The 20411-nt window shown below is 34.9% G+C and carries 14 protein-coding genes; 3 read left to right on the top strand and 11 right to left on the bottom strand.

Annotated elements, in window-relative coordinates:
• Positions 1-144: 144 nt before the first annotated feature.
• Both ABZP37_RS08920 and hemN read left to right on the top strand, forming a co-directional pair.
• Entirely contained in the window at positions 145-2085 is a 1941-nt protein-coding gene (locus tag ABZP37_RS08920) for a DUF349 domain-containing protein (protein WP_366187396.1), read from the top strand.
• Between the two features lie 275 nt (positions 2086-2360).
• A complete protein-coding gene (gene hemN, locus ABZP37_RS08915) occupies positions 2361-3725 on the top strand; it encodes an oxygen-independent coproporphyrinogen III oxidase (RefSeq protein ID WP_366187395.1) in 1365 nt (454 codons plus the stop codon).
• Between the two features lie 63 nt (positions 3726-3788).
• Here the strand turns inward: hemN and ABZP37_RS08910 are convergent, their stop codons facing one another.
• From ABZP37_RS08910 to ABZP37_RS08870, 9 genes are all read right to left on the bottom strand, one after another.
• Positions 3789-5438 carry a sulfatase gene (locus tag ABZP37_RS08910; RefSeq protein WP_366187394.1) on the bottom strand — a complete coding sequence of 550 codons (1650 nt, stop codon included), beginning with the start codon at positions 5436-5438 and terminating at the stop codon, positions 3789-3791.
• A gap of 270 nt (positions 5439-5708) precedes the next feature.
• Entirely contained in the window at positions 5709-6410 is a 702-nt protein-coding gene (locus ABZP37_RS08905) for a sulfite exporter TauE/SafE family protein (protein WP_366187393.1), read from the bottom strand.
• Between the two features lie 398 nt (positions 6411-6808).
• Positions 6809-7309 (bottom strand): FixH family protein, encoded by a 501-nt coding sequence (locus tag ABZP37_RS08900; protein ID WP_366187392.1) that lies wholly within the window; start codon positions 7307-7309, stop codon positions 6809-6811.
• A gap of 30 nt (positions 7310-7339) precedes the next feature.
• On the bottom strand, positions 7340-8758 hold the full coding sequence (gene ccoG / locus ABZP37_RS08895) for a cytochrome c oxidase accessory protein CcoG (RefSeq protein ID WP_366187390.1): 1419 nt from the start codon (positions 8756-8758) through the stop codon (positions 7340-7342).
• 17 nt (positions 8759-8775) lie between these two features.
• On the bottom strand, positions 8776-9666 hold the full coding sequence (locus ABZP37_RS08890; RefSeq protein WP_366187388.1) for a cbb3-type cytochrome c oxidase N-terminal domain-containing protein: 891 nt from the start codon (positions 9664-9666) through the stop codon (positions 8776-8778).
• Between the two features lie 18 nt (positions 9667-9684).
• On the bottom strand, positions 9685-9864 hold the full coding sequence (locus ABZP37_RS08885) for a CcoQ/FixQ family Cbb3-type cytochrome c oxidase assembly chaperone (RefSeq protein ID WP_366187386.1): 180 nt from the start codon (positions 9862-9864) through the stop codon (positions 9685-9687).
• A gap of 88 nt (positions 9865-9952) precedes the next feature.
• The gene (ccoN, locus tag ABZP37_RS08880; protein ID WP_366187384.1) at positions 9953-12130 is read right to left on the bottom strand and encodes a cytochrome-c oxidase, cbb3-type subunit I; all 2178 of its coding nucleotides are present in this window, start codon (positions 12128-12130) and stop codon (positions 9953-9955) included.
• Positions 12131-12142: 12 nt separating this feature from the next.
• The gene (ccoS, locus tag ABZP37_RS08875) at positions 12143-12361 is read right to left on the bottom strand and encodes a cbb3-type cytochrome oxidase assembly protein CcoS (protein WP_366187383.1); all 219 of its coding nucleotides are present in this window, start codon (positions 12359-12361) and stop codon (positions 12143-12145) included.
• An 84-nt stretch (positions 12362-12445) separates the two neighbouring features.
• Complete coding sequence (locus ABZP37_RS08870; protein WP_366187381.1) at positions 12446-14833, bottom strand: heavy metal translocating P-type ATPase metal-binding domain-containing protein; 2388 nt, start codon at positions 14831-14833, stop codon at positions 12446-12448.
• A 107-nt stretch (positions 14834-14940) separates the two neighbouring features.
• Here ABZP37_RS08870 and ABZP37_RS08865 point away from each other — a divergent pair, with 107 nt between their 5' ends.
• Entirely contained in the window at positions 14941-15621 is a 681-nt protein-coding gene (locus tag ABZP37_RS08865; protein WP_366187379.1) for a Crp/Fnr family transcriptional regulator, read from the top strand.
• A 492-nt stretch (positions 15622-16113) separates the two neighbouring features.
• On the opposite strand, the gene ABZP37_RS08860 is transcribed toward ABZP37_RS08865, so the two are convergent.
• Entirely contained in the window at positions 16114-17919 is a 1806-nt protein-coding gene (locus ABZP37_RS08860; RefSeq protein ID WP_366187377.1) for a hypothetical protein, read from the bottom strand.
• Between the two features lie 175 nt (positions 17920-18094).
• Positions 18095-20404, bottom strand: a complete 2310-nt coding sequence (locus ABZP37_RS08855; protein WP_366187376.1) for a glycoside hydrolase family 65 protein — start codon at positions 20402-20404, stop codon at positions 18095-18097.
• Positions 20405-20411 lie beyond the last annotated feature (7 nt).

Below are 20411 nucleotides of genomic sequence, written 5' to 3'. Positions count from 1 at the left end.
TCTAATTCTTAACCATTTAGCACAAGAACTTCAAATATCTTAATTTACATACAAATCTGTCCTAAATATTAGAATTATTTTGTATTTCAACCACTCTTCACTATCTTTCGTGTTCAATAAATAAAAACCTTAAACATTGAACCAATGTTAGAAGAACAACACGATAACCTGCAAGATGCAGATGGAAATTTGATTACTGACTCTAATGAATCATCACCAACAGCAGATGTAGAAGAGACCGAGGACACACCAGTAGCCGAGGCTAACAAAAACCAAAATGCATTAAATGCTATAGACGAATCTAATGCAGAAGAAAGCGAAGATGAAACTCTAAGAGAGCGTCATGAAATCCCTTTGTTGGATTACGACACGCTTTCAATGGAATCTCTTGTGGATGAACTACATAAACTAGTTACCACAGACAAAGTGATGTCTATTAAAGAACATATAGATGAAATTAAAAAATCGTTTTTAGCTAAATACTATCATTTTATTGAAGAAAAAAAGGAAGAATTTCATAATGAAAACCCAGATACTACTGAAGATTTCCAATATCATTTGCCTTTAAAATCAACCTTTGATCATCATTATACCGAATATAAAAACAAAAAAAATGCTCATTTCAAAAGTTTAGAAACCAATCTAAAATCCAATCTTGAAAACAGATTAGCTATTGTTGAGGAACTAAAAGAACTCATCAATCCACAAGAACACATCAAAGACACCTTAAAACATTTTAATGAATTAAGAGAAAGATGGAAAAATGCTGGCCCTATTCCAAAAGACAAATACAACCATGTTTGGAATAACTACCATTTTCATGTGGAAAATTTCTACGACATTTTGCACTTGGATAGAGAAGCTCGTGATGTAGACTTTAAACACAATTTAGAACAAAAACATAAAATTATTGAACGTGTTGCTATTTTGGCAGACGAAGAAGATATCAATAAAGCCTTTAGAGAACTTCAAGATCTTCACCGTATTTGGAAAGAAGATATTGGACCTGTTTCTAGAGAGCACCGTGATGAAATCTGGAATCAATTTAGTGATTACACCAAACAAATTCACGACAAAAGAGAGCAACTTTTTGAAAAACAAAGAGGAAACGAAGTTGAAAACCTTAGCAACAAAAAACTAATCATTGCTGAAATTGAAACATTAGGAACTGTAAAAGTGAATTCACATTCCCAATGGTTAGTTCAAATTGAAAAAGTAGAAGCTTTAAGAACTGCTTTTTTTAATGCTGGAAAAGTTCCTGCTGATGTCAATGAAGAAACTTGGGCTGCTTTTAAAACTGCCGTACGAAACTTCAATTCTTTTAAAAATTCTTTTTACAAAGAAATCAAAAAAGATCAAAACGATAATCTAGCCCAGAAAAATGCCTTAGTAGCCAAAGCAGTAGAATTACAAAACAGTACTGACTTTGCTATTACCACGCCTATCATGAAGCAAATTCAGAATGAATGGAAACAAATAGGTCATGTGCCAAGAAAATATTCCGATAAAATCTGGAAAGAATTTAAAGCCGCTTGCAACCATTATTTTGACCAATTAAAAGAGTTCAAACACGAAGAAAATAGCGAAGAAATTGAAGCTTTTGATAAAAAGAAAGCCTATTTGGAATCGTTAAGAGAATTTCAATTAGTAGGAGAACACAAAACCGATTTGGATGCTATCAAGGCTCATATTGAAACTTGGAAAAGTTTTGGAAGAGTTCCACAACAAAGAAGACATATCGAAGGTAAATTCAATAAAATATTGGATGCCCTTTTTGACAAACTAAGTTTAAGCAAAAAAGAAGGTGATATGATGCGTTTTGCAAATCGTTTGGACAACTTGTCTGAAAACAACGATACTCGCAAAATTGAAAACGAAAAGATTTTTATCATTCGTAAAATTGATGAAGTGCAAAATGAAATTTTTCAATTAGAAAATAACATTCAGTTTTTTGCCAATACAAAAAACGCAAAAAAAGAGAATTCAATTGTATTAGAAGTGCGCAAAAACATTGCCATTCACAAGGAAAGCCTTGACACTTGGAAAGAAAAACTAGCACAGTTACGCAATCTAAACCAGGAATAGAGAGGTTAGAGGTTAGAGGTTAGAGATTAGAGATTAGAGATTAGAGGTTAGAGGTTAGAGGTTAGAGGTTAGAGGTTAGAGGTTAGAGGTTAATTTCAAAAATTAATTCTTAATTTTTGAAATTAACCTCTTTGATTTTTTGACTTTTAACTTTTGACATTGACTTTTGACATTGACCTTTGATTTTTGATTTTTGATTTTTTCTGAACATGACAATTATCATTTTTAATCATGCAGTACTACCCTACTTTTGATTATTGATAAATGAGTTGAAAATGAAAAAGTCGCTGTTACAAAAATACAATGTTCCCGGTCCAAGATATACTAGTTATCCAACCGTTCCCTATTGGGACGAGGCTAATTTCACTACTGACGATTGGACAAAAACACTTCGGAAATCATTTATAGAAAGTAATACAACCGAAGGTATTAGTTTGTACATCCACCTTCCTTTTTGTGAAAGCTTGTGTACTTTTTGTGGTTGCAATAAGCGCATCACCAAAAACCACCAACTCGAAAGTCCGTACATTCTAGCCGTTTTAAAAGAATGGAAAATGTACTGCACTTTACTTTCAGAAAAACCAATTATCAAAGAAATCCATTTAGGTGGCGGAACTCCAACCTTTTTTTCAATAGAAAATTTAGAGTTACTCATAAACGGCATTTTCAAAACTGCAGAAAAAGCACCTCAACATGAATTTAGTTTTGAAGGTCACCCTAATAATACCAGTCGTAAGCATTTACAAAAACTATACGATATAGGTTTTAGACGCGTGAGTTTTGGGGTTCAAGATTACTCTGAAAAAGTGCAAACAGCCATTCATCGCTACCAACCTTTTCATAATGTTGCCAAGGTAACTTTATGGGCAAGAGAAATTGGTTATACGTCCATAGGACATGACCTTATTTTTGGCCTTCCTTTTCAAACTATTGAAAATGTGGCAGATACTATTGAAAAAACAAAATCACTACAACCCGATCGATTGGCATTTTACAGTTATGCACATGTACCGTGGATAAAAGGTAATGGACAACGCGGTTTTAAAGACGAAGACATTCCTAAAGATGAGGAAAAAAGAAAACTTTATGAAATAGGCAAAATCCTATTAGCTAAAAATGGTTATCATGAAATAGGAATGGATCACTTTGCACTTCGAGAAGATAGTTTGTATCATTCTTTTAACGAGGGAAAATTGCATCGTAATTTTATGGGTTACAGTTCTTCAAAAACACAATTAATGATTGGATTGGGAGTATCTTCCATCAGTGACAGTTGGTATAGTTTTGCTCAAAATGTAAAAACTATTGAAGAGTATTACCAAATATTGGAACAAAACGAACTGCCTGTTTATCGAGGACATCTTCTGTCAACCGAAGATTTGTTAATTCGCAAACATATTTTGAATTTGATGTGTCAATTCACAACCTCTTGGGCAACTGAAGCTGATTATTTTAATGAAATTCCCGAAATACTTTCACAATTAGACGAAATGGAAAAAGATGGACTGATTCAAATTCATAAAAACCATTTGGATGTTACCGAAAAAGGAAAACCTTACGTACGTAACCTATGCATGGCTTTTGATGTTCGATTAAAACGAAAAGCACCACAAACACAATTGTTCTCAATGACGATTTAGCGTACAAAAAAAGGTGAAAGAATATTTCTTTCACCTTTTTTCACTCTAACAAAAACCAACTAACTAATTCTTATATCCTTTTAAACTGGATTCCCATCCACCGTTGAAAGTAACCATTAACTTCTTTACCAATTGTGGGTTATTCATAGCAATATTTGTAGTTTCTTGAGAATCTTTTTCGTGGTCGTATAACTCAACAAACAACGGTTCTTTTTCAGGAAAACGTCTGTCTTTCCAGACTACCATACGATAACGATCTGTTCGCATAGCATAACCCATTACAAAATCTTCAAAAACTTCACGATCCCATTTGTCTCCCATTTGGTTTTCGATTCTAGTTTCGATTTTTTTGATAAGTGGAGCAAAAAATGAATTTCTAAAAGGCGGTGTATAAGGTCTTGCAGCCCACTCACGCATGGCAGGGTTTGGAAACAAACTAAATGCAGCATCTTGCCATTTTATGGATGGATTTTTCAAAACGGGAACCAGACTATGCCCTTCTAAATGAGCTGGACGCTTAAGCCCCGCTAAATCACTTAAAGTTGGAAAAATATCTACCAACTCTACCAATGCATCTGATTTTTGTCCTTTTACTTTGTCAGTAACTCCTGGAGCAACAATTATAAAGGGTACTCGAGTTGCCAATTCATAATTGGTCGCTTTTCCCCAATACCCCATTTCACCAAGATTAAATCCATGGTCAGACCATAACACAATAATTGTATTATCATACTCTCCCGAATCTTTCAAGGCTTGAACCATTTTACCCACTTGCGCATCCACATAACTAATGCAGGCGTAATAGCCATGACGTAATCTGCGTTGTAATTCAGGTGAAAAAGGTTCTGTTTTAGGTACATCTGCACCAACTCTTAATTCCATCGATTCTGACAATCCCATTGCAGCTCCATTCGTTGGAGGATTTACTTGAGTTGCGATTGGAATTTTGGCTTCATCGTATAAGTCCCAATATTTTTTTGGTGCAATCCAATCTAAATGTGGTTTATGAAATCCTAATCCTAAGAACCAAGGTTTGTCCTCTTTTTTAACCAAATCTTTTAAGGTTGCAATGGCGGAGTTTGTATTTTGCCCATCCTCGTAAGCATCGTCTGGAACATCAGCACATTCCGTAACTGGACCTTTCGCCAACCAGTTTTCGCGAATCATTTTTTCGCCGTATTTGGATTCTAAAGCGATTTTATTTTTCAAATACATTAATTGACTTTCAGGAAGTGAGTATCCACCAGTCACCTCTTCTGATTCCCCACTAGCTTTTACGCGTATTGGTTTACGACTCCATGAGAGCGCATCATCGGTATATTTTCCGTGAAATACTTTCCCTGTATAAACAGTTTCATATCCGTTTTCACGAAAATGCTGCGGAATGGTTTTGATACTCGGGCAATTCAATCGAAAATCTTGGAACAAATCTATTACATTGATTGTTTCTGGACGTGCTCCAGTCATTAAGCTGGCACGTGAAGGCCCACAAATTGCTTCTTGGCAATACGCACGATTGAATTGTATTCCGGCTTTGGCCAAAGCGTCAATATTCGGTGATTTTACCACTGGAGAGTCGTAACATCCTAAATCGGTACGAAGGTCATCTACAGCTATAAAAAGGATATTGGGTTGTTTCTTTTTTTGTGAAAAAACATTTGTTGAGAATACTACTGTCGCTAAAAGGAAGCTAAAAAAAACTCTATTTTTCATTTATTGTAAATTTTAATTGGATTCGACTTTTATTAAAAAGTCGAACAGGAACACTCTTGAACATACAAAGTAGTGAATTTTTTCTGAATTTTAGTTGCTTCAAATTACCTACTAGTATTCCTAATTTACCCCATGACTTTATTTAAGTACTTTTTACAGATACTATCAAAAAGTAAAACAATAGCTCTTTAGCCTTGAGAGCCCTGAAATATCAAGGGATATCGCAAATAGAAGACCGCTTTTTTAAACTAAATAGCAGATCTTATTTAGTTAATGGCAATTCGCCTGTGCTTGGACAAACAAACTCATATTGTTTGGAGAAACGTAAGGAATCCCAAGTCCTAGACCTCTTAAAATAAAAAGGACTGCAATAAGAATGGCGACATAAGGAATTACTTTTTGAATCTTGTTTCGAATGGGAATTGTTAAGAAAGAATTGATGTAAACAACTGCACTCATCATAGGCACAGTTCCCAATCCAAATAGCAACATATACCCTACTCCTAAACTAGCCGATTGCATAGCAATGGCACCAAACAAAGCCACATAAACCATTCCGCAAGGTAAGAATCCGTTGAGGAGACCAATAGTAAATAAGGATTTATAACTTTTGTTTCTGAATTGTTGTCCCAATTTGGTTTTAATACCAGATATTATTCGAAAGATAGGTTTTGAAAAGTTATACTCCGCCAATTTTCTCTCTGGAATTAAAACAACCAATATCATGGCAACACCTATAAAAATAGAAAGCTTTTGTTGAAAACCTGCAATAAACAATCCGCGACCAAGAATCCCAAATAACAATCCTATGGTTCCGTAAGCAGTTAATCGCCCTAAGTGATAGGTTAGAATTTGTGTCGTTTTTTTGGCAGGATTTTGTCGGTCCACAGGAAGCATCATCGCAATAGGACCACACATCCCAATACAATGAAAACTACTTATTAAGCCAAATATGAATGCTGTGTAGAGCAATGGGTTTATTGTTTAATGGTTTAAGAAAGTTTAAATGTTTAATCGGTTAACTGACTATTTCAAAAATCAAAAGTCAATCTCAAAAGTCAAATTCAACGTTTTGTACATCTACTCCAACAAATCAAAAATCAGAAATCGTTAATCAACAATCGTTAATTTTTTATATCATACCAAAAGGCAATCTCAAAAAGCAAAAGTCTAATTCAAAGCTTTGTACATCTACTCCAACAAATCAAAAATCTAATTCAAAAGGCAATTTCAAAAATCAAAAATTAAATTTGAAGCTTTGTAAATCTACTCCAACAAATCAAAAATCAGAAATCGTTAATCAACAATCGTTAATTTTTTAAATCTACAATCGTTAATCCAAAACTCATAACTCATGACTCATAACTCAATTAAAGATACAGCGTTTCCTTCGACAAATACAACTTTCCATCGTATTGCCATTCCATAGTAATGTCCCAACGACCGTCCACCAAATTTAATTTAGGTATGAGTAAAGTTGGATTAGAGTCTGAAAACGAAATGGGAATTTCGAAGTCAAACTTCTTGTTGGACGGTCTGTAGAGGGACACTTTTCCTTCTATTTTTGAAGCCTCAAATTCGGCTGGAAAAGTAACTGTAACTCCTTTATTTGTTATTGTAAATGTGGGTTTGTTTTTTAAATCATATGCGTTTTGCATACGTTCCAATTCATCTTGAAAATGAGCATCGTGTTTGTAATATTCCTCTACCACCAACTCATTGTCATATTTTGAATTGGTTTGTACTTTAATAACAAAATACAATATAAAACTCATGAACAAAGCTATTGCGATTACAATTCCTGTTCCCCAGTTGATTTTAAAACGGGAACTAGAAGCTCCCACCGATGTGCTTGTATTGTCGTTTTTCATATTCTTTTAATTTATTTAAGTGAATAGGAATCAATCAAAACTCCGAGGACTTAAAAAATTTGTCGTGGTAGTTTCAACTTTTCGATTGCCTTCAAACACTTCAATTTTCAACTTGGTTTTATCGCTTTCCAATAAATATTTATTGATTTCGATGAATAAAGTTCCGCTGCTCATACCTTGTTTAGGCACATTGAAATCAGATTTCCCAACAATATTCATTTTACCCTTGATTCCTACTAATTCGAAATGAATGTTTTTGAAATCGTCATTGGTTTTATTGATAATTTTAAAGGTGTAAATATTACTGATATTTTCGCCTTTGTGCTGAAACAATTGTCCTGGAAGCCTCAAAATCGTAGCTTCGACATCGTTCCTTAAAAATAACAAACCAAGCAATATCCCTACCAAAATACCTAGAATTGCAGTGTACCCCTTCATTCTAGCAGTAAATTTGAACGGCGCTTTCTTCTCTATTTCCTCTTCAGAAGCGTATCGTATCAATCCTTTTGGCAAGCCTACACTTTCCATTATAACATCACATTCATCAATGCAAGCAGTGCAATTCACACATTCTAGTTGCGTACCGTTACGAATGTCTATTCCCGTTGGACATACGTTAACGCATTGTTTGCAATCTATACAATCTCCTTTTCCGGTTTCTTCTCTATTTTCTTGTTTATTGTATTTGGCTCTACCTTCCTCTTTTTCGCCACGAACAAAATCGTAGGCTACATTAATGGATTTATTATCTAGTAAAACACCTTGTAAACGTCCGTAAGGGCAAGCAATAATACACACTTGCTCTCTAAACCAAACGAATATAAAGTAAAATACTCCTGTAAAAATGGATAATGAAATTAGCGTACTTAGGTGCGTCGTGGGTCCATCTTCAATCATTTGGAACAATACGTCACTACCAATAATATAGGCCAAAAACACATTAGCTATGGCAAAAGAAATAATCAAAAACAGCGTCCATTTGAACCCTTTTTTTCTAATTTTATCTGCATTCCATTCTTGTTTGGCCAATCGTATTTGTGCGCCTCTATCACCTTCAATCCAGTATTCTATTCGTCTAAAAACCATTTCGAGAAAAATGGTTTGTGGACAAATCCATCCGCAAAATATTCGCCCAAAAACAACGGTAAATAAAAGAAGAAATGCCACTCCCAAAATCATAAACAAGACAAAAATATAAATGTCCTGTGGCCAAAATGGGAATCCAAAAATATTGAATCGGCGTTCTAGCACGTTGAATAACATGAACTGATTGCCATTGATTTTAATAAAAGGATTGGCAACTAAAATCAGTAATAAAAAATAACTTACCCACTTGCGATAATCATAAAACTTACCCGATGGTTTTTTAGGAAAAATAAATTTTCTTGAACCATCGACATCAATAGTTCCGATGGTATCTCTAAAGGCTTCGTTGGGTAAGTTTGACATTATATTTGTTATTTAAATTATTCTGCTGCAGCTTCTTCAACCCAAACGTCTCCGTCTGGAGCTTTTGGATCTACAGGATTACTGCCTTTAAGTGAGATGATATAACTGGCAACTTTTTGAATCTCTTTTGGTTTCAAAGTTCCTTTCCAGGCAATCATTCCTTTTCCGTCACGACCACCATTATTAATAGTATGGAAAATATTTTTGACTCCTCCACCCAAAATCCAATTATCATCAGTCAAGTTTGGTCCAATTTGCCCTCCTGCATCTGCTCTATGACAAGCAGCGCAATTAGTCGTAAATATGGTTTTCCCTAAATCTAATTCGGCAGGATCAGTTAACAAGGTTACTGATTTTTCATCCATCAAATCGGGAGCCGTTTTCATGTATTCTGCTACATCAATTTTGGCTTGAGCCAACTCTTTTTGCAGCTCCATTTCTTGATTGTCTCCTCCCATGATTTCGAAACGAACAAAATATACTACCGCAAAAACAATACAAGCATAGAACAAATATACCCACCATGGTGGTAAATTATTGTCTAACTCTTGAATACCGTCATAATCATGATGCAAGATAATCTCTTCCTCGCTTTCCATTGACTTGGTACTCGTTAGTTTTTGCATTAAATCCTTGAACCATACCTTTTCAATCATTGGTACCTGTTCCTCTGTCGCTAGTTTTGCTTTTTCTTCGTCTGAGAGCAAATTATAAGTAATGTTATCTATTGCACTTATCGTGATTTCGATTGCTATTAAAAGAAACATAAAGACAAATAAAAACACAGAGACCATTGGATATTTGATAAACGCAGGTTGACCACCTGAGTCTATAAAAAATTCCATTGCACCAAAAATCAAAAAGAAAATCAGCAGTACTCTTAGATAGTTAGGAATTATTTTTTTCATTATACTTATTTTTTGAAATTATACTTTTATTTTATCGTTCAAGGGAAGTTGACTCAACTCCTCCATCTTTTCATTTTTATAGGTAGCAACCCAAATACCAAGTCCTACAAAGAAGAAGAAGAAAATCAGTAAGGATAGAATAGGGTAAATTGAGACCCCAGCTATCGTTTCCATATTGTGTTTGATTTGTTCGAACATTTTTTTGTTTTTTTATTTAGTTACTAAGTTGCTAAGGTTCTAAGTTCAAAATCTTAGCGACTTAGAACCTTAGTAACTATAAAATAAACTATTTCTTCACTTTAATATCTGTACCCAATCTCTGGATATAAGCAATCAAGGCTACAATCTCACGATCTTGCATTGGTACAAATGTTTCTCCTTTTGCTAAAGCACGTTTTTTACTTTCGTCATAACTTTTTACAAAATCAGGATCTGCTTTCAGATTTTCTTCAATTGTTAAAGATTGTGCTTTTATTGCATTTTTAGCATTAGCAACCTCAGCGTCCGTATAAGGAACTCCAAGTGTTTGCATTACCTTCATCTTATCTTCAATGTTTGTAATATCTAAGGCTTCATTATCAAACAACCATTTGTATCCTGGCATGATAGAACCTGATGACGTACTTTGTGGATTCCACATATGGTTGAAATGCCAGTTGTCATTGTACTTACCACCTACTCTCAGCAAATCGGGACCAGTACGTTTTGATCCCCATAAAAATGGATGATCGTAAACAAATTCACCTGCTTTGGATTGTGGTCCGTAACGTTCTACCTCAGAACGGAAAGGTCTTACCATTTGAGAGTGACAACCCACACAACCTTCACGAATGTATAAATCACGTCCTTCTAACTCCAATGGAGAATACGGTTTGACACTTGCAATAGTTGGAATATTAGATTTCACCATGATAGTAGGTACAATTTGAATCACTCCACCAATTAAAATTGCTACTGTAGCCAATATTGTTAATTGCACTGGTTTTCTTTCTAACCAAGTATGAAATTTCTCTCCACGTAATCTTGTACTACTGATTCTTTCTAATGCAGGAGCTTCTGCCAATTCATCTTCTATTACGTTATTCGCTCTTATCGTTTTATAAATATTAAACACCAGCACAAACATTCCTGTAATATAGAGTGTACCACCGGCAGCACGCATCCAGTACATTGGTATAATTTGAGTTACTGTTTCAAGGAAGTTTCCGTAAGTTAAAGTTCCGTCTGGATTGAACTGTTTCCACATAGAAGCCTGTAAGAAACCTGCAACATACATTGGTAACGTATATAAAATAATTCCAATAGTTCCAATCCAAAAATGGACATTAGCCAATTTTAATGAGTACAAAGGTCCTTTTGACATTCTAGGAACCAACCAATAGATGATACCAAAAGCCATAAAACCATTCCAAGCCAAAGCACCTACATGCACGTGAGCAATAATCCAATCGGTAAAGTGGGCTATCGCATTTACGTTTTTAAGAGACAACATAGGCCCTTCAAAAGTCGCCATACCATAACCTGTAATCGCTACTACAAAATATTTCAAAACCGGCTCTGTACGTACTTTGTCCCAAGCACCACGTAAAGTTAACAGTCCGTTAATCATACCTCCCCAAGAAGGTGCAAGTAACATAATTGAGAAAACAACACCTAAATTCTGAGCCCAGTTTGGCAAAGCCGAATATAATAAATGGTGTGGTCCTGCCCAGATATATAAGAAAATTAAAGACCAAAAGTGTACAATAGACAAACGATAAGAATATACCGGACGATTGGCTGCTTTTGGGATAAAATAATACATCAATCCTAAAAATGGTGTAGTCAAGAAAAAAGCTACTGCATTGTGTCCGTACCACCATTGCACTAAAGCGTCTTGTACTCCTGCGTAAACAGAATAACTTTTCATTGCAGATACTGGAATAGCCAAACTATTGAAAATATGCAAAACGGCAACCGTTACAAAAGTCGCTAGGTAAAACCAAATAGCAACATATAAATGGCGCTCTCTTCTTTTGAAGATGGTTCCAATCATATTGATTCCCATGACAACCCAAATCAAAGCAATTGCAATATCGATAGGCCATTCTAGTTCTGCGTATTCCTTGGAACTACTATATCCTAAAGGCAATGTAATTGCGGCTGCAACGATAATTAATTGCCATCCCCAGAAATGAAGAGTACTCAAAAAATCACTGTACATCCTTGCCTTTAGCAGTCGTTGCAGTGAATAATACATTCCGGCAAAAAAAGCATTCCCTACAAATGCAAAAATAACCGCGTTGGTATGCAATGGACGCAAACGACCAAAACTCAACCATGAAATTCCATCGGTCATATTAGGGAATAAAAACATAAAGGCTAATGTAAGCCCTACTGTCATACCTACTACCCCAAAAACAATGGTGGCGTAGATGAATTTTTTAACAATTTTGTTGTCATAATAAAACTGTTGCATTTCCATAAATTAATTTGTTTAATTGTTTAAATCCTTATTTACTTTCGTCTCTTTATTGATAATGGAATCATCAGTAGTCGTTTTTTTTGTTTTCAATAATTCGTCATCAAAAAGCATTCGTACTGAAGGTGTATAATCATCATCGTACTGCCCTGTCTTGACCGCCACAACAAAGGCGATAAAAAAAGCAATAGCAACGACTATACTAATCGAGATTAATAGATAAATTACACTCATACCTTAAATTTTGTGTGCACAAAATTAAACTTTGCACTTGGTGAAAAACATGACATTTATCATGGTTTAAAAAAAAACGTAAAACTAACCTTTAATTTTACTAGCATAATAATTACTCATTATTGAAACAAAACTGACAATCGTGACCGTGCTCAATGGCATCAAAATAGCAGCTACCAAAGGCAATAAATTACCTGTAACCGCAAATGACAATCCCACTACATTGTACAATAATGATAGTCCAAAACTCATTTTAATCACAAACATCGACTTCTTGGACAATTGTAAAAAGTAATTCAGTTTTTGAAATTCATTGGCTTCTAAAATTCCATCGCATGCGGGCGAAAAAACATTTACATTCTCAGAAATTGAAATTCCAATATTGCTTTGTGCTAATGCTCCCGCATCATTCAACCCATCGCCTACCATCATTACATTTTTACCAGAATCTTGTAATCGTTTGATAAACTCTAGTTTTTCATCCGGTTTTTGGTTAAAAACCAAATCTGTCCCAACTGGTAAAATTCGTTCCAAAGTTTCTCTTTCTCCTTCATTGTCTCCAGATAAAACTGTTAATTGGTAATTGCCTTTAAGATTTTCGAACAAATGCTCTAAACCTTCTCGATATTGATTTTTAAATTCGAATGCACCAATATATACTTCATTTATTTTGATATGAACAGAGGTGTTCTTTAGTTCTGCTTCTTCATTACTTTCTGCTCCACAAAACGCAGCCGAGCCCATTTCAACAAGAATGCCCTTAATAGTTGCCTGAATTCCTTTTCCGGTGATTTCGATAAAATCATCGACTTTTATAGCTTCCGTATCTGGTAGAAAGTCATACAGCATTCGACTTAAAGGATGATTGGAAGCACGCAATCCGTTTTTGACTAAAACCAATTGGTCGCTTGTCAACTCTTTTCCTTTATAACTAATGGCTGCTTTTTTATTGGTTGTAATTGTTCCTGTTTTATCGAATACTATTGAATCCACAGCAGCTAATTGTTCGATTACTAAAGCATTTTTGAGATACATTTTTTGTTTCCCTACAATTCGCAACACATTACCCAAAGTAAACGGAGCAGTCAAAGCCAATGCACAAGGGCAAGCCACAATCAAAACCGCAGTAAAAACATTGAAAGCCGTTTTGGTATCAATAAAAATCCAATACCCAAAAGACACAAAAGCGATGAGTAATAATATAGGAGTGAAATAACGGCTAATCGTATCGGTAATGCTTTTGTGTTTTTGCTCTACCGTTTTCTGAAAAACATCGTTACTCCACAATTGCGTCAAATAACTTTGTGAAACGGAATGCAAGACCTGCATTTCGATCACCTTTCCCATTTGTTTTCCTCCAGCAAAAATCTTATCACCGGATTTTTTGGTAACAGGAACCGCTTCGCCAGTTACAAAACTATAATCTATGGATGCATTTTCACTCATCAAAATTCCGTCAACTGGAATTAATTCTTGATTTCGAATTAAAAGCCTATCTCCTTTTTCAATTTCATACACAGGAACACTTTCTTCCGAATTCCCTTGTCCTATTCGAGTAATAGCAATTGGAAAATAGGATTTAAAATCACGTTCAAAACTCAAAAAATTATAGGTTTTCAATTGGAAAGATTTCCCCAAAAGCATAAAAAAGATAAGTCCCGTCAAACTATCAAAAAAACCAGAACCATAATCGAAAGTAATATCGAACAAACTACGAACAAACATGACAATGATTCCTAATGCAATTGGCACATCAATATTGAGCAGTCCTGCTTTGATACTTTTGTATGCAGAAACATAATAGCCACTCGCAGAATAAAGAAACGCTGGCAAAGACATGGCAAAAATCAGTCCTCTGAAAAAAGGTTTATAGGTGTCTAACCAAAATTCGCCTACTTCAAAATACTCCGGAAATGAAAGCAACATAATGTTACCAAAACAAAAGAACGCCACTCCTAATTTATAGGTTAAACTTCGGTCAATGCTTTTTGTTCCTGTTTCATAATTCTCTAGACTTATGTAAGGCTCGTAACCAATTCTACTCAATAACAGCACGATTGATTGTAAACCAACAGCCGATTTATCATAGACAATTCGAACCTTTTTCTGATTGAAATTTACTTGAGAGCTATTTATTCCTTTTTCTAATTTTTGTAAGTTTTCCAAAATCCAAATACACGAACTACAATGAATATGCGGAATACTCAACGATACAATAGCCGTTTGTTCTTCCTCAAATTCTAATAGTTTGGACACAATTTGGTCATTATCCAAAAAGTCATATTTGCCTTGAATATCTAAAGGGGTTGCTCCAGGGGAATTTTCAAAATCATAATAGCATGTCATATCATTAACAGAAAAAATTTCGTAGACGGTTTTACAACCATTACAACAAAAATTTCTCTCGTCAAAAACAATTTCATCTGCTTTTACAATCTCTAATCCACAATGGAAACAATTTAATGCATCCATAATTTACTCATTTACCTACTGCAAAGGTCTGTTATGAATATTACAAAAAATATGACATTTGTCATATAAATTCTTAAATTTGGAAAATCATTCAAATTACAATTCAAATGGGCAAATGTGAACAGTGTATCGTTAGAGAATTTAGTTCGCTAAAAGCTTTAAATAAAAACGAATTGCTTCAAATAGCTGACTGCAAAACGTCCTTCACTATCAAAAAAGGAGATCCCATTTTTGCGGAAGGCGAAGCTGTGAATGGAATTTACTGCATTAAAGAAGGGGTTTGTAAATTATCCAAATTGAGTGCAAACGGTAAAGATCAAATTGTAAAACTAGTAAAACCAGGAGAGCTATTAGGACAACGATCTATGATAAGCGATGAACCTGCAAACTTGAGCGCTATAGCGCTAGAAGACATGCAAGTTTGCTTTATTCCTAAAACCGAAATACTAGGACTATTTGATAAAAACAATCAATTCTCTATGAATGTGATGAAATCCATTTGTGGCGATTTGAAAGGAGCCGATGACCAAATGATTTCAATGGCGCAGAAAAATGTAAAATCCAGATTAGCTGAAACACTATTAAACCTAGAAACAAATTTTGGTAAAAATCCAGACAGTTCTTTGCATATTCAATTGACTAGAGAAGAACTTTCGGGTATGATAGGAACGGCTACAGAGAGTTGCATTCGCTTATTATCTGAGTTTAAAAAACTAGGCTACATTGAACTAGACGGTAAAAGAATCATAATAAAAGACCACGCTAACCTAAAAAAAATGGCTGAATAATCTAATTTAGATCATTCAACCATTTACTATTATTACTGTTTTTTTGATTACTTATCAAAATTACCCTAAACGTCAGTTCGAGTGCTTTTGTTTACAAATGCGTTAGCTTTTGGAAATAGAAGTGTATCGAGAACTTTTGGAAAAGCTTAACGACTTCTCGATACATTTTTTTCTCCACTCCGTTTCGCAAAAAACACTCGAAGTGACGGAAGTATATTTTGGCGATATTTATCACTTTATAACCTTACAACAATAATCATTTCTTTAAACTAGCTACATCCTCCTATCTTATATGAACTTACATCTTTAGATGTTTTAAACTGAAATTAGTCAAACAAGTACAAAAACTTAAATGACTTATATGGTTTAAAGTACATTTCACTTTCGGACCGTGAGATTCCTTCGGAATGACAAACTTTGTCTGTTTATTATGATTTCCAGAACTTAAATGTTCTTCTATTTCTTATATGGTTCAAAAAAATAAACCGCCAACTAAGCCACCGCCAATTCTGGAATCACAATCGCTTCCACCTCAGCCGTATAAAACGAAAATTGTTCTTTCGCTTTTGAATTACTTTCAGATAAAACAGTTGCATTAGTCAGCAAACCTTGGTAATACTGAATTCCGTTTAGCATGTTTTCTTTAAAAGCTTTCCATTTTTTCACTTGTCCCGCAGAAAGTGTTTCAGTAAAATCTGAGATTTCATTTCTCAAATAATCCACGTACATTTTCAATTCGTTCACAAATAAATTGGGACGATTAGGCACATTCAAAACAGACGTATTTCCGTAAATATGTTGTACCATATCCGACAAAGAAACTTCATGGTCAAAGTATGCCAAATTGGGTCCAGGACAAATTATAACCCCTTGCTCCTGACCTTTGATCTTAATATCATTTTCTAGATATGAGGCGTTGGCAAGTCCTACACACAAGCAAGATTTATCTGTAATTACATTTTTTCGTTTATCAAAAGCTTCTGGAGACAACGCTTCTTTTTGAGTTTCCAATTCCTCTAATTTTAAATCTTGGTATTTTTTTGAAGCCGAACACATACCTTTTGGACCATATTCTTTACTCAAAGCCAAAAATTTCTTTGGACATGAACTACCTGGTACATCGTCATCAATACGTTTTTGCTTAAAAAACTCATTAGTTGTCCCTTTAATAGCATTAAACGGAATTCCTAAAGGCGAAATATTACTTAAATAAAAATCGTCTTCTTTCGCTTTCGCTAATAATTTACGCGTTTCTGGATCTACCGAAGTCGCTTCTGGAACCAATAAAAAGGGAGATCCCCAACCAATCGAATCCAATTGGTATTGCTCTAATAAAAAGTCATGCTCTTGAGAAGTTCCTACACCACCTTGAGCAGTAATAATAAGCTCCAAAGGTTGCTCTGGAATATGTTTCCCTTTAATTGTCAATGCCTTTACCATCAAATCATGAGCTGACTGAATCAATTGCGCTTTCTTTTCTTTGAATTCTTCCAAGATTGGCCCTAGTAACAAACCTTCTGTAGCAAAAGCATGTCCACCACAGTTCAATCCCGATTCTATTCGGTATTCTGATACCCATAGCCCTTTTTTGGCCAAAAAATTCCCTTGAATCATCGCCGATCTAAAATCACTTACTTTAAGGATAATTTTCTTTTCTAACTGGTCTTTTTCGTTCGGAAAAAAGCATTCGAAATTTTCGAAATAACTATACAATCTAGGGTTCATTCCCGCTGATAACACTACAGAAGAAGTCAAAGTACTATTTGCAAATCCACGAAGTGAAGCATGTGCGTCATTGAATTCAACAGGTAATTGTACGTCTTTATCAAAATTATCTTTGTCTACTTTGGTCATGATGTTTACATCAATCGCTCCTGGAGATAAATGATTTTCAAGATAATTTAAGATAGCTTCTTTCCCTTCTTCCATCAGGTTTTGTAAACCTTCTTTTAGGTCGGAAGTTTGCGGTAACATGGCCAAATAGCTTGCTAAAACTTCTTTGCTTTCTGCCAATTCCTTTTTGAAATCGCTAAATTTTTGTTTTACAACAGTATCCATCAAATTCAAATAAGCGGTCACTCTTTCGGCACGGTAATCGTGCATTTTTTGAGTAATTTCTTGATATTTGAAGTTGAATTTTTTGCTGTAATATTTGTTCATCTTTTCGATTAGATCATCATCTACTATCGATACTACCGATGAAATTCCATAATGCGCCACTCGAATAGGGCTATCAATTGTATAACCCAATCCCATTACTGGGATATGAAAGCTGTGAGGAGAATTAGTTTTTATCATTCGTTCTATTTTTAATTGTTCTAAACAGTACAAAGTTCGATTAAAACAGCTTTTCAAAATATGATAAATGTCATCCTTCTATTTTTAGTGCCAAATACAAAAAAAATGGTTTCCATTAAGAGTATTAATTCTTAACGGAAACCATTGGTATACTTGACAAAAAGCTTAAAATATCTTAGCCTAAAACTAGCTTTTTTGCAGCCATTAATTTTTGACCATTTACAACTATTTCCAAATCCTTATCACCATCAACTTCAAATGTAGCTCCTTGGTGATTGCATTTTACCTGCAAAATTTGGTTGCGGAAATTGATTTTAAACGAATAAGCTTCCCATTCTTTTGGAATTTTTGGCGTAAAATGCAACTGATTGTCTCTTACTCTCATTCCGCCAAAACCTTCTACAATACTCATCCAGGTTCCGGCCATCGAAGTGATATGACAACCTTCCTCTACTTCCTTATTATAATCGTCTAAATCCAATCGAGAGGTACGAAGGTAAAATTCATACGCCATATCCATTTTGTCCAAAGCTGCTGCCTGAATAGAGTGTACACACGGCGAAAGCGAACTTTCATGAACGGTAAAAGACTCATAAAACTCAAAATTGCGTTTCAATTCCTCTTTGGTAAAATGCTCTTCGAAGAAATAAAATCCTTGTAAAACATCGGCTTGTTTGATGTATGGCGAACGCAATACACGATCCCAAGACCATTTTTGGTTTATAGGTCGTTGTGATTTATCTAAATCTTTTACTGGAACTAAATCTTTATCCAAAAATCCGTCTTGTTGTAAATAGATTCCCAATTCTTCCGATTTTGGAAAATACATATTGCCGGATACTTTCTTCCAATCTTTTAGTTCAGCTTCACCTAATTTCACTTTTTCGATGATGCGTTTATGATCTAAAGGATATTCAAGCGAAACTTTCTGAATTTGTTCATGAGCATAATCAATACACCATCTAGCGATATAATTAGTATAGAAATTATTATTTACGTTGTTTTCATATTCATTTGGCCCCGTTACCCCAAGAATCATGTACTGATTTTTGTTGGTAGAAAACGATGCTCTTTGGTGCCAGTAACGAGCAATAGCGATTAAAACTTCTAGTCCTTTTTCGGGAATATACGAGTAATCACCTGTGAAACGGTAATAGTTGTAAATTGCAAAAGCAATCGCTCCATTACGGTGAATTTCCTCATGAGTGATTTCCCATTCGTTATGACATTCCTCTCCGTTCATGGTTACCATTGGGTACAACGCTGCTCCACCGCCAGCTTTGAAACCTAAATTATTGGTAGCGTTTTCAATCGCTTTATCCAGTTGATTGTAGCGGTAGGTCAATAAATTACGAGCCACTTGTTGGTCCTTGGTCGCCATGTAAAACGGAATACAATAGGCTTCGGTATCCCAATAAGTAGAACCACCGTATTTTTCACCTGTAAATCCTTTTGGTCCAATATTCAGTCGGCTGTCTTTACCTAAATAGGTTTGATTCAATTGAAAAATATTGAAACGAATCCCTTGTTGTGCTTTCACATCACCGTCAATAGTAATATCTGACATTTCCCAAATTTTAGCCCAAGCTTCTATTTGGTCTGCCAATAATTGGTCGTATCCAATTGCTACTGCTTTTTGAATAGCATTGGCTGCTGCTGCGAGCGTATCTGTATGATTTAGAGAAACGGTATAACCACCAATTTTTTGAATAGATGATTTTTTGCCTTGCGCTACGTTGACCAAATAAGTACTTTGTACTTTATCTGTTGTAGCGTCCCAAAGAGAAGCTTCAATATCCAAAGGTTTTCCATCTTCTAATAGGCTGTTGTGCATGAAAGTGGTTGCCTTAAAATGTGTTTTGAAAGTTTGAGCAGTAACAAAGCCTTCGTTTCCTTCGTATTTCACTTCCTGAGGTTCCCAGAATTTTTCGTCCCAGTTAGCATCTTCATTCGTTACTCCAGCATCAACATACGGTTTGTATATAATGGCTACATCTTTATTAAGTGGCGTAATTTCATAATTAATAACTCCTACTTCATCTAAATTCAACGATAAAAAACGACGAATAGCAACCGATACTTCTACTCCATTTTGCAATTGCGCCAAAAATGTTCGCAAGTACCAACCTTCTTTCATGTTTAACTCTCTGCGGAAATTAGTCACCGATTTACAAGCGTGCAAATCCAGAACTTCACCATCGATTTCGATGTCAATTCCAATCCAGTTCGGAGCATTTAATACTTTTGCAAAATATTCTGGGTATCCATTTTTCCACCAACCCACTTTGGTTTTATCTGGATAATAAATTCCAGCTATATAACTCCCTTGAAAAGTCTCCCCTGAATAATATTCTTCAAAATTGGCACGTTGGCCCATTGCCCCGTTTCCTATACTAAAAAGACTTTCAGATGATTTCACTCTTTCTACATCAAATCCTTCTTCTATGATTGACCAATTGTCTGGTTTTATATAATCTTGGTTCATTCTGTTA

This window comes from Flavobacterium ovatum, assembly GCF_040703125.1.
GTDB lineage: Bacteria > Bacteroidota > Bacteroidia > Flavobacteriales > Flavobacteriaceae > Flavobacterium > Flavobacterium ovatum.
Note: the sequence above shows the minus strand (reverse complement) of the source record. Positions and strands in the feature narration are given on the sequence as shown.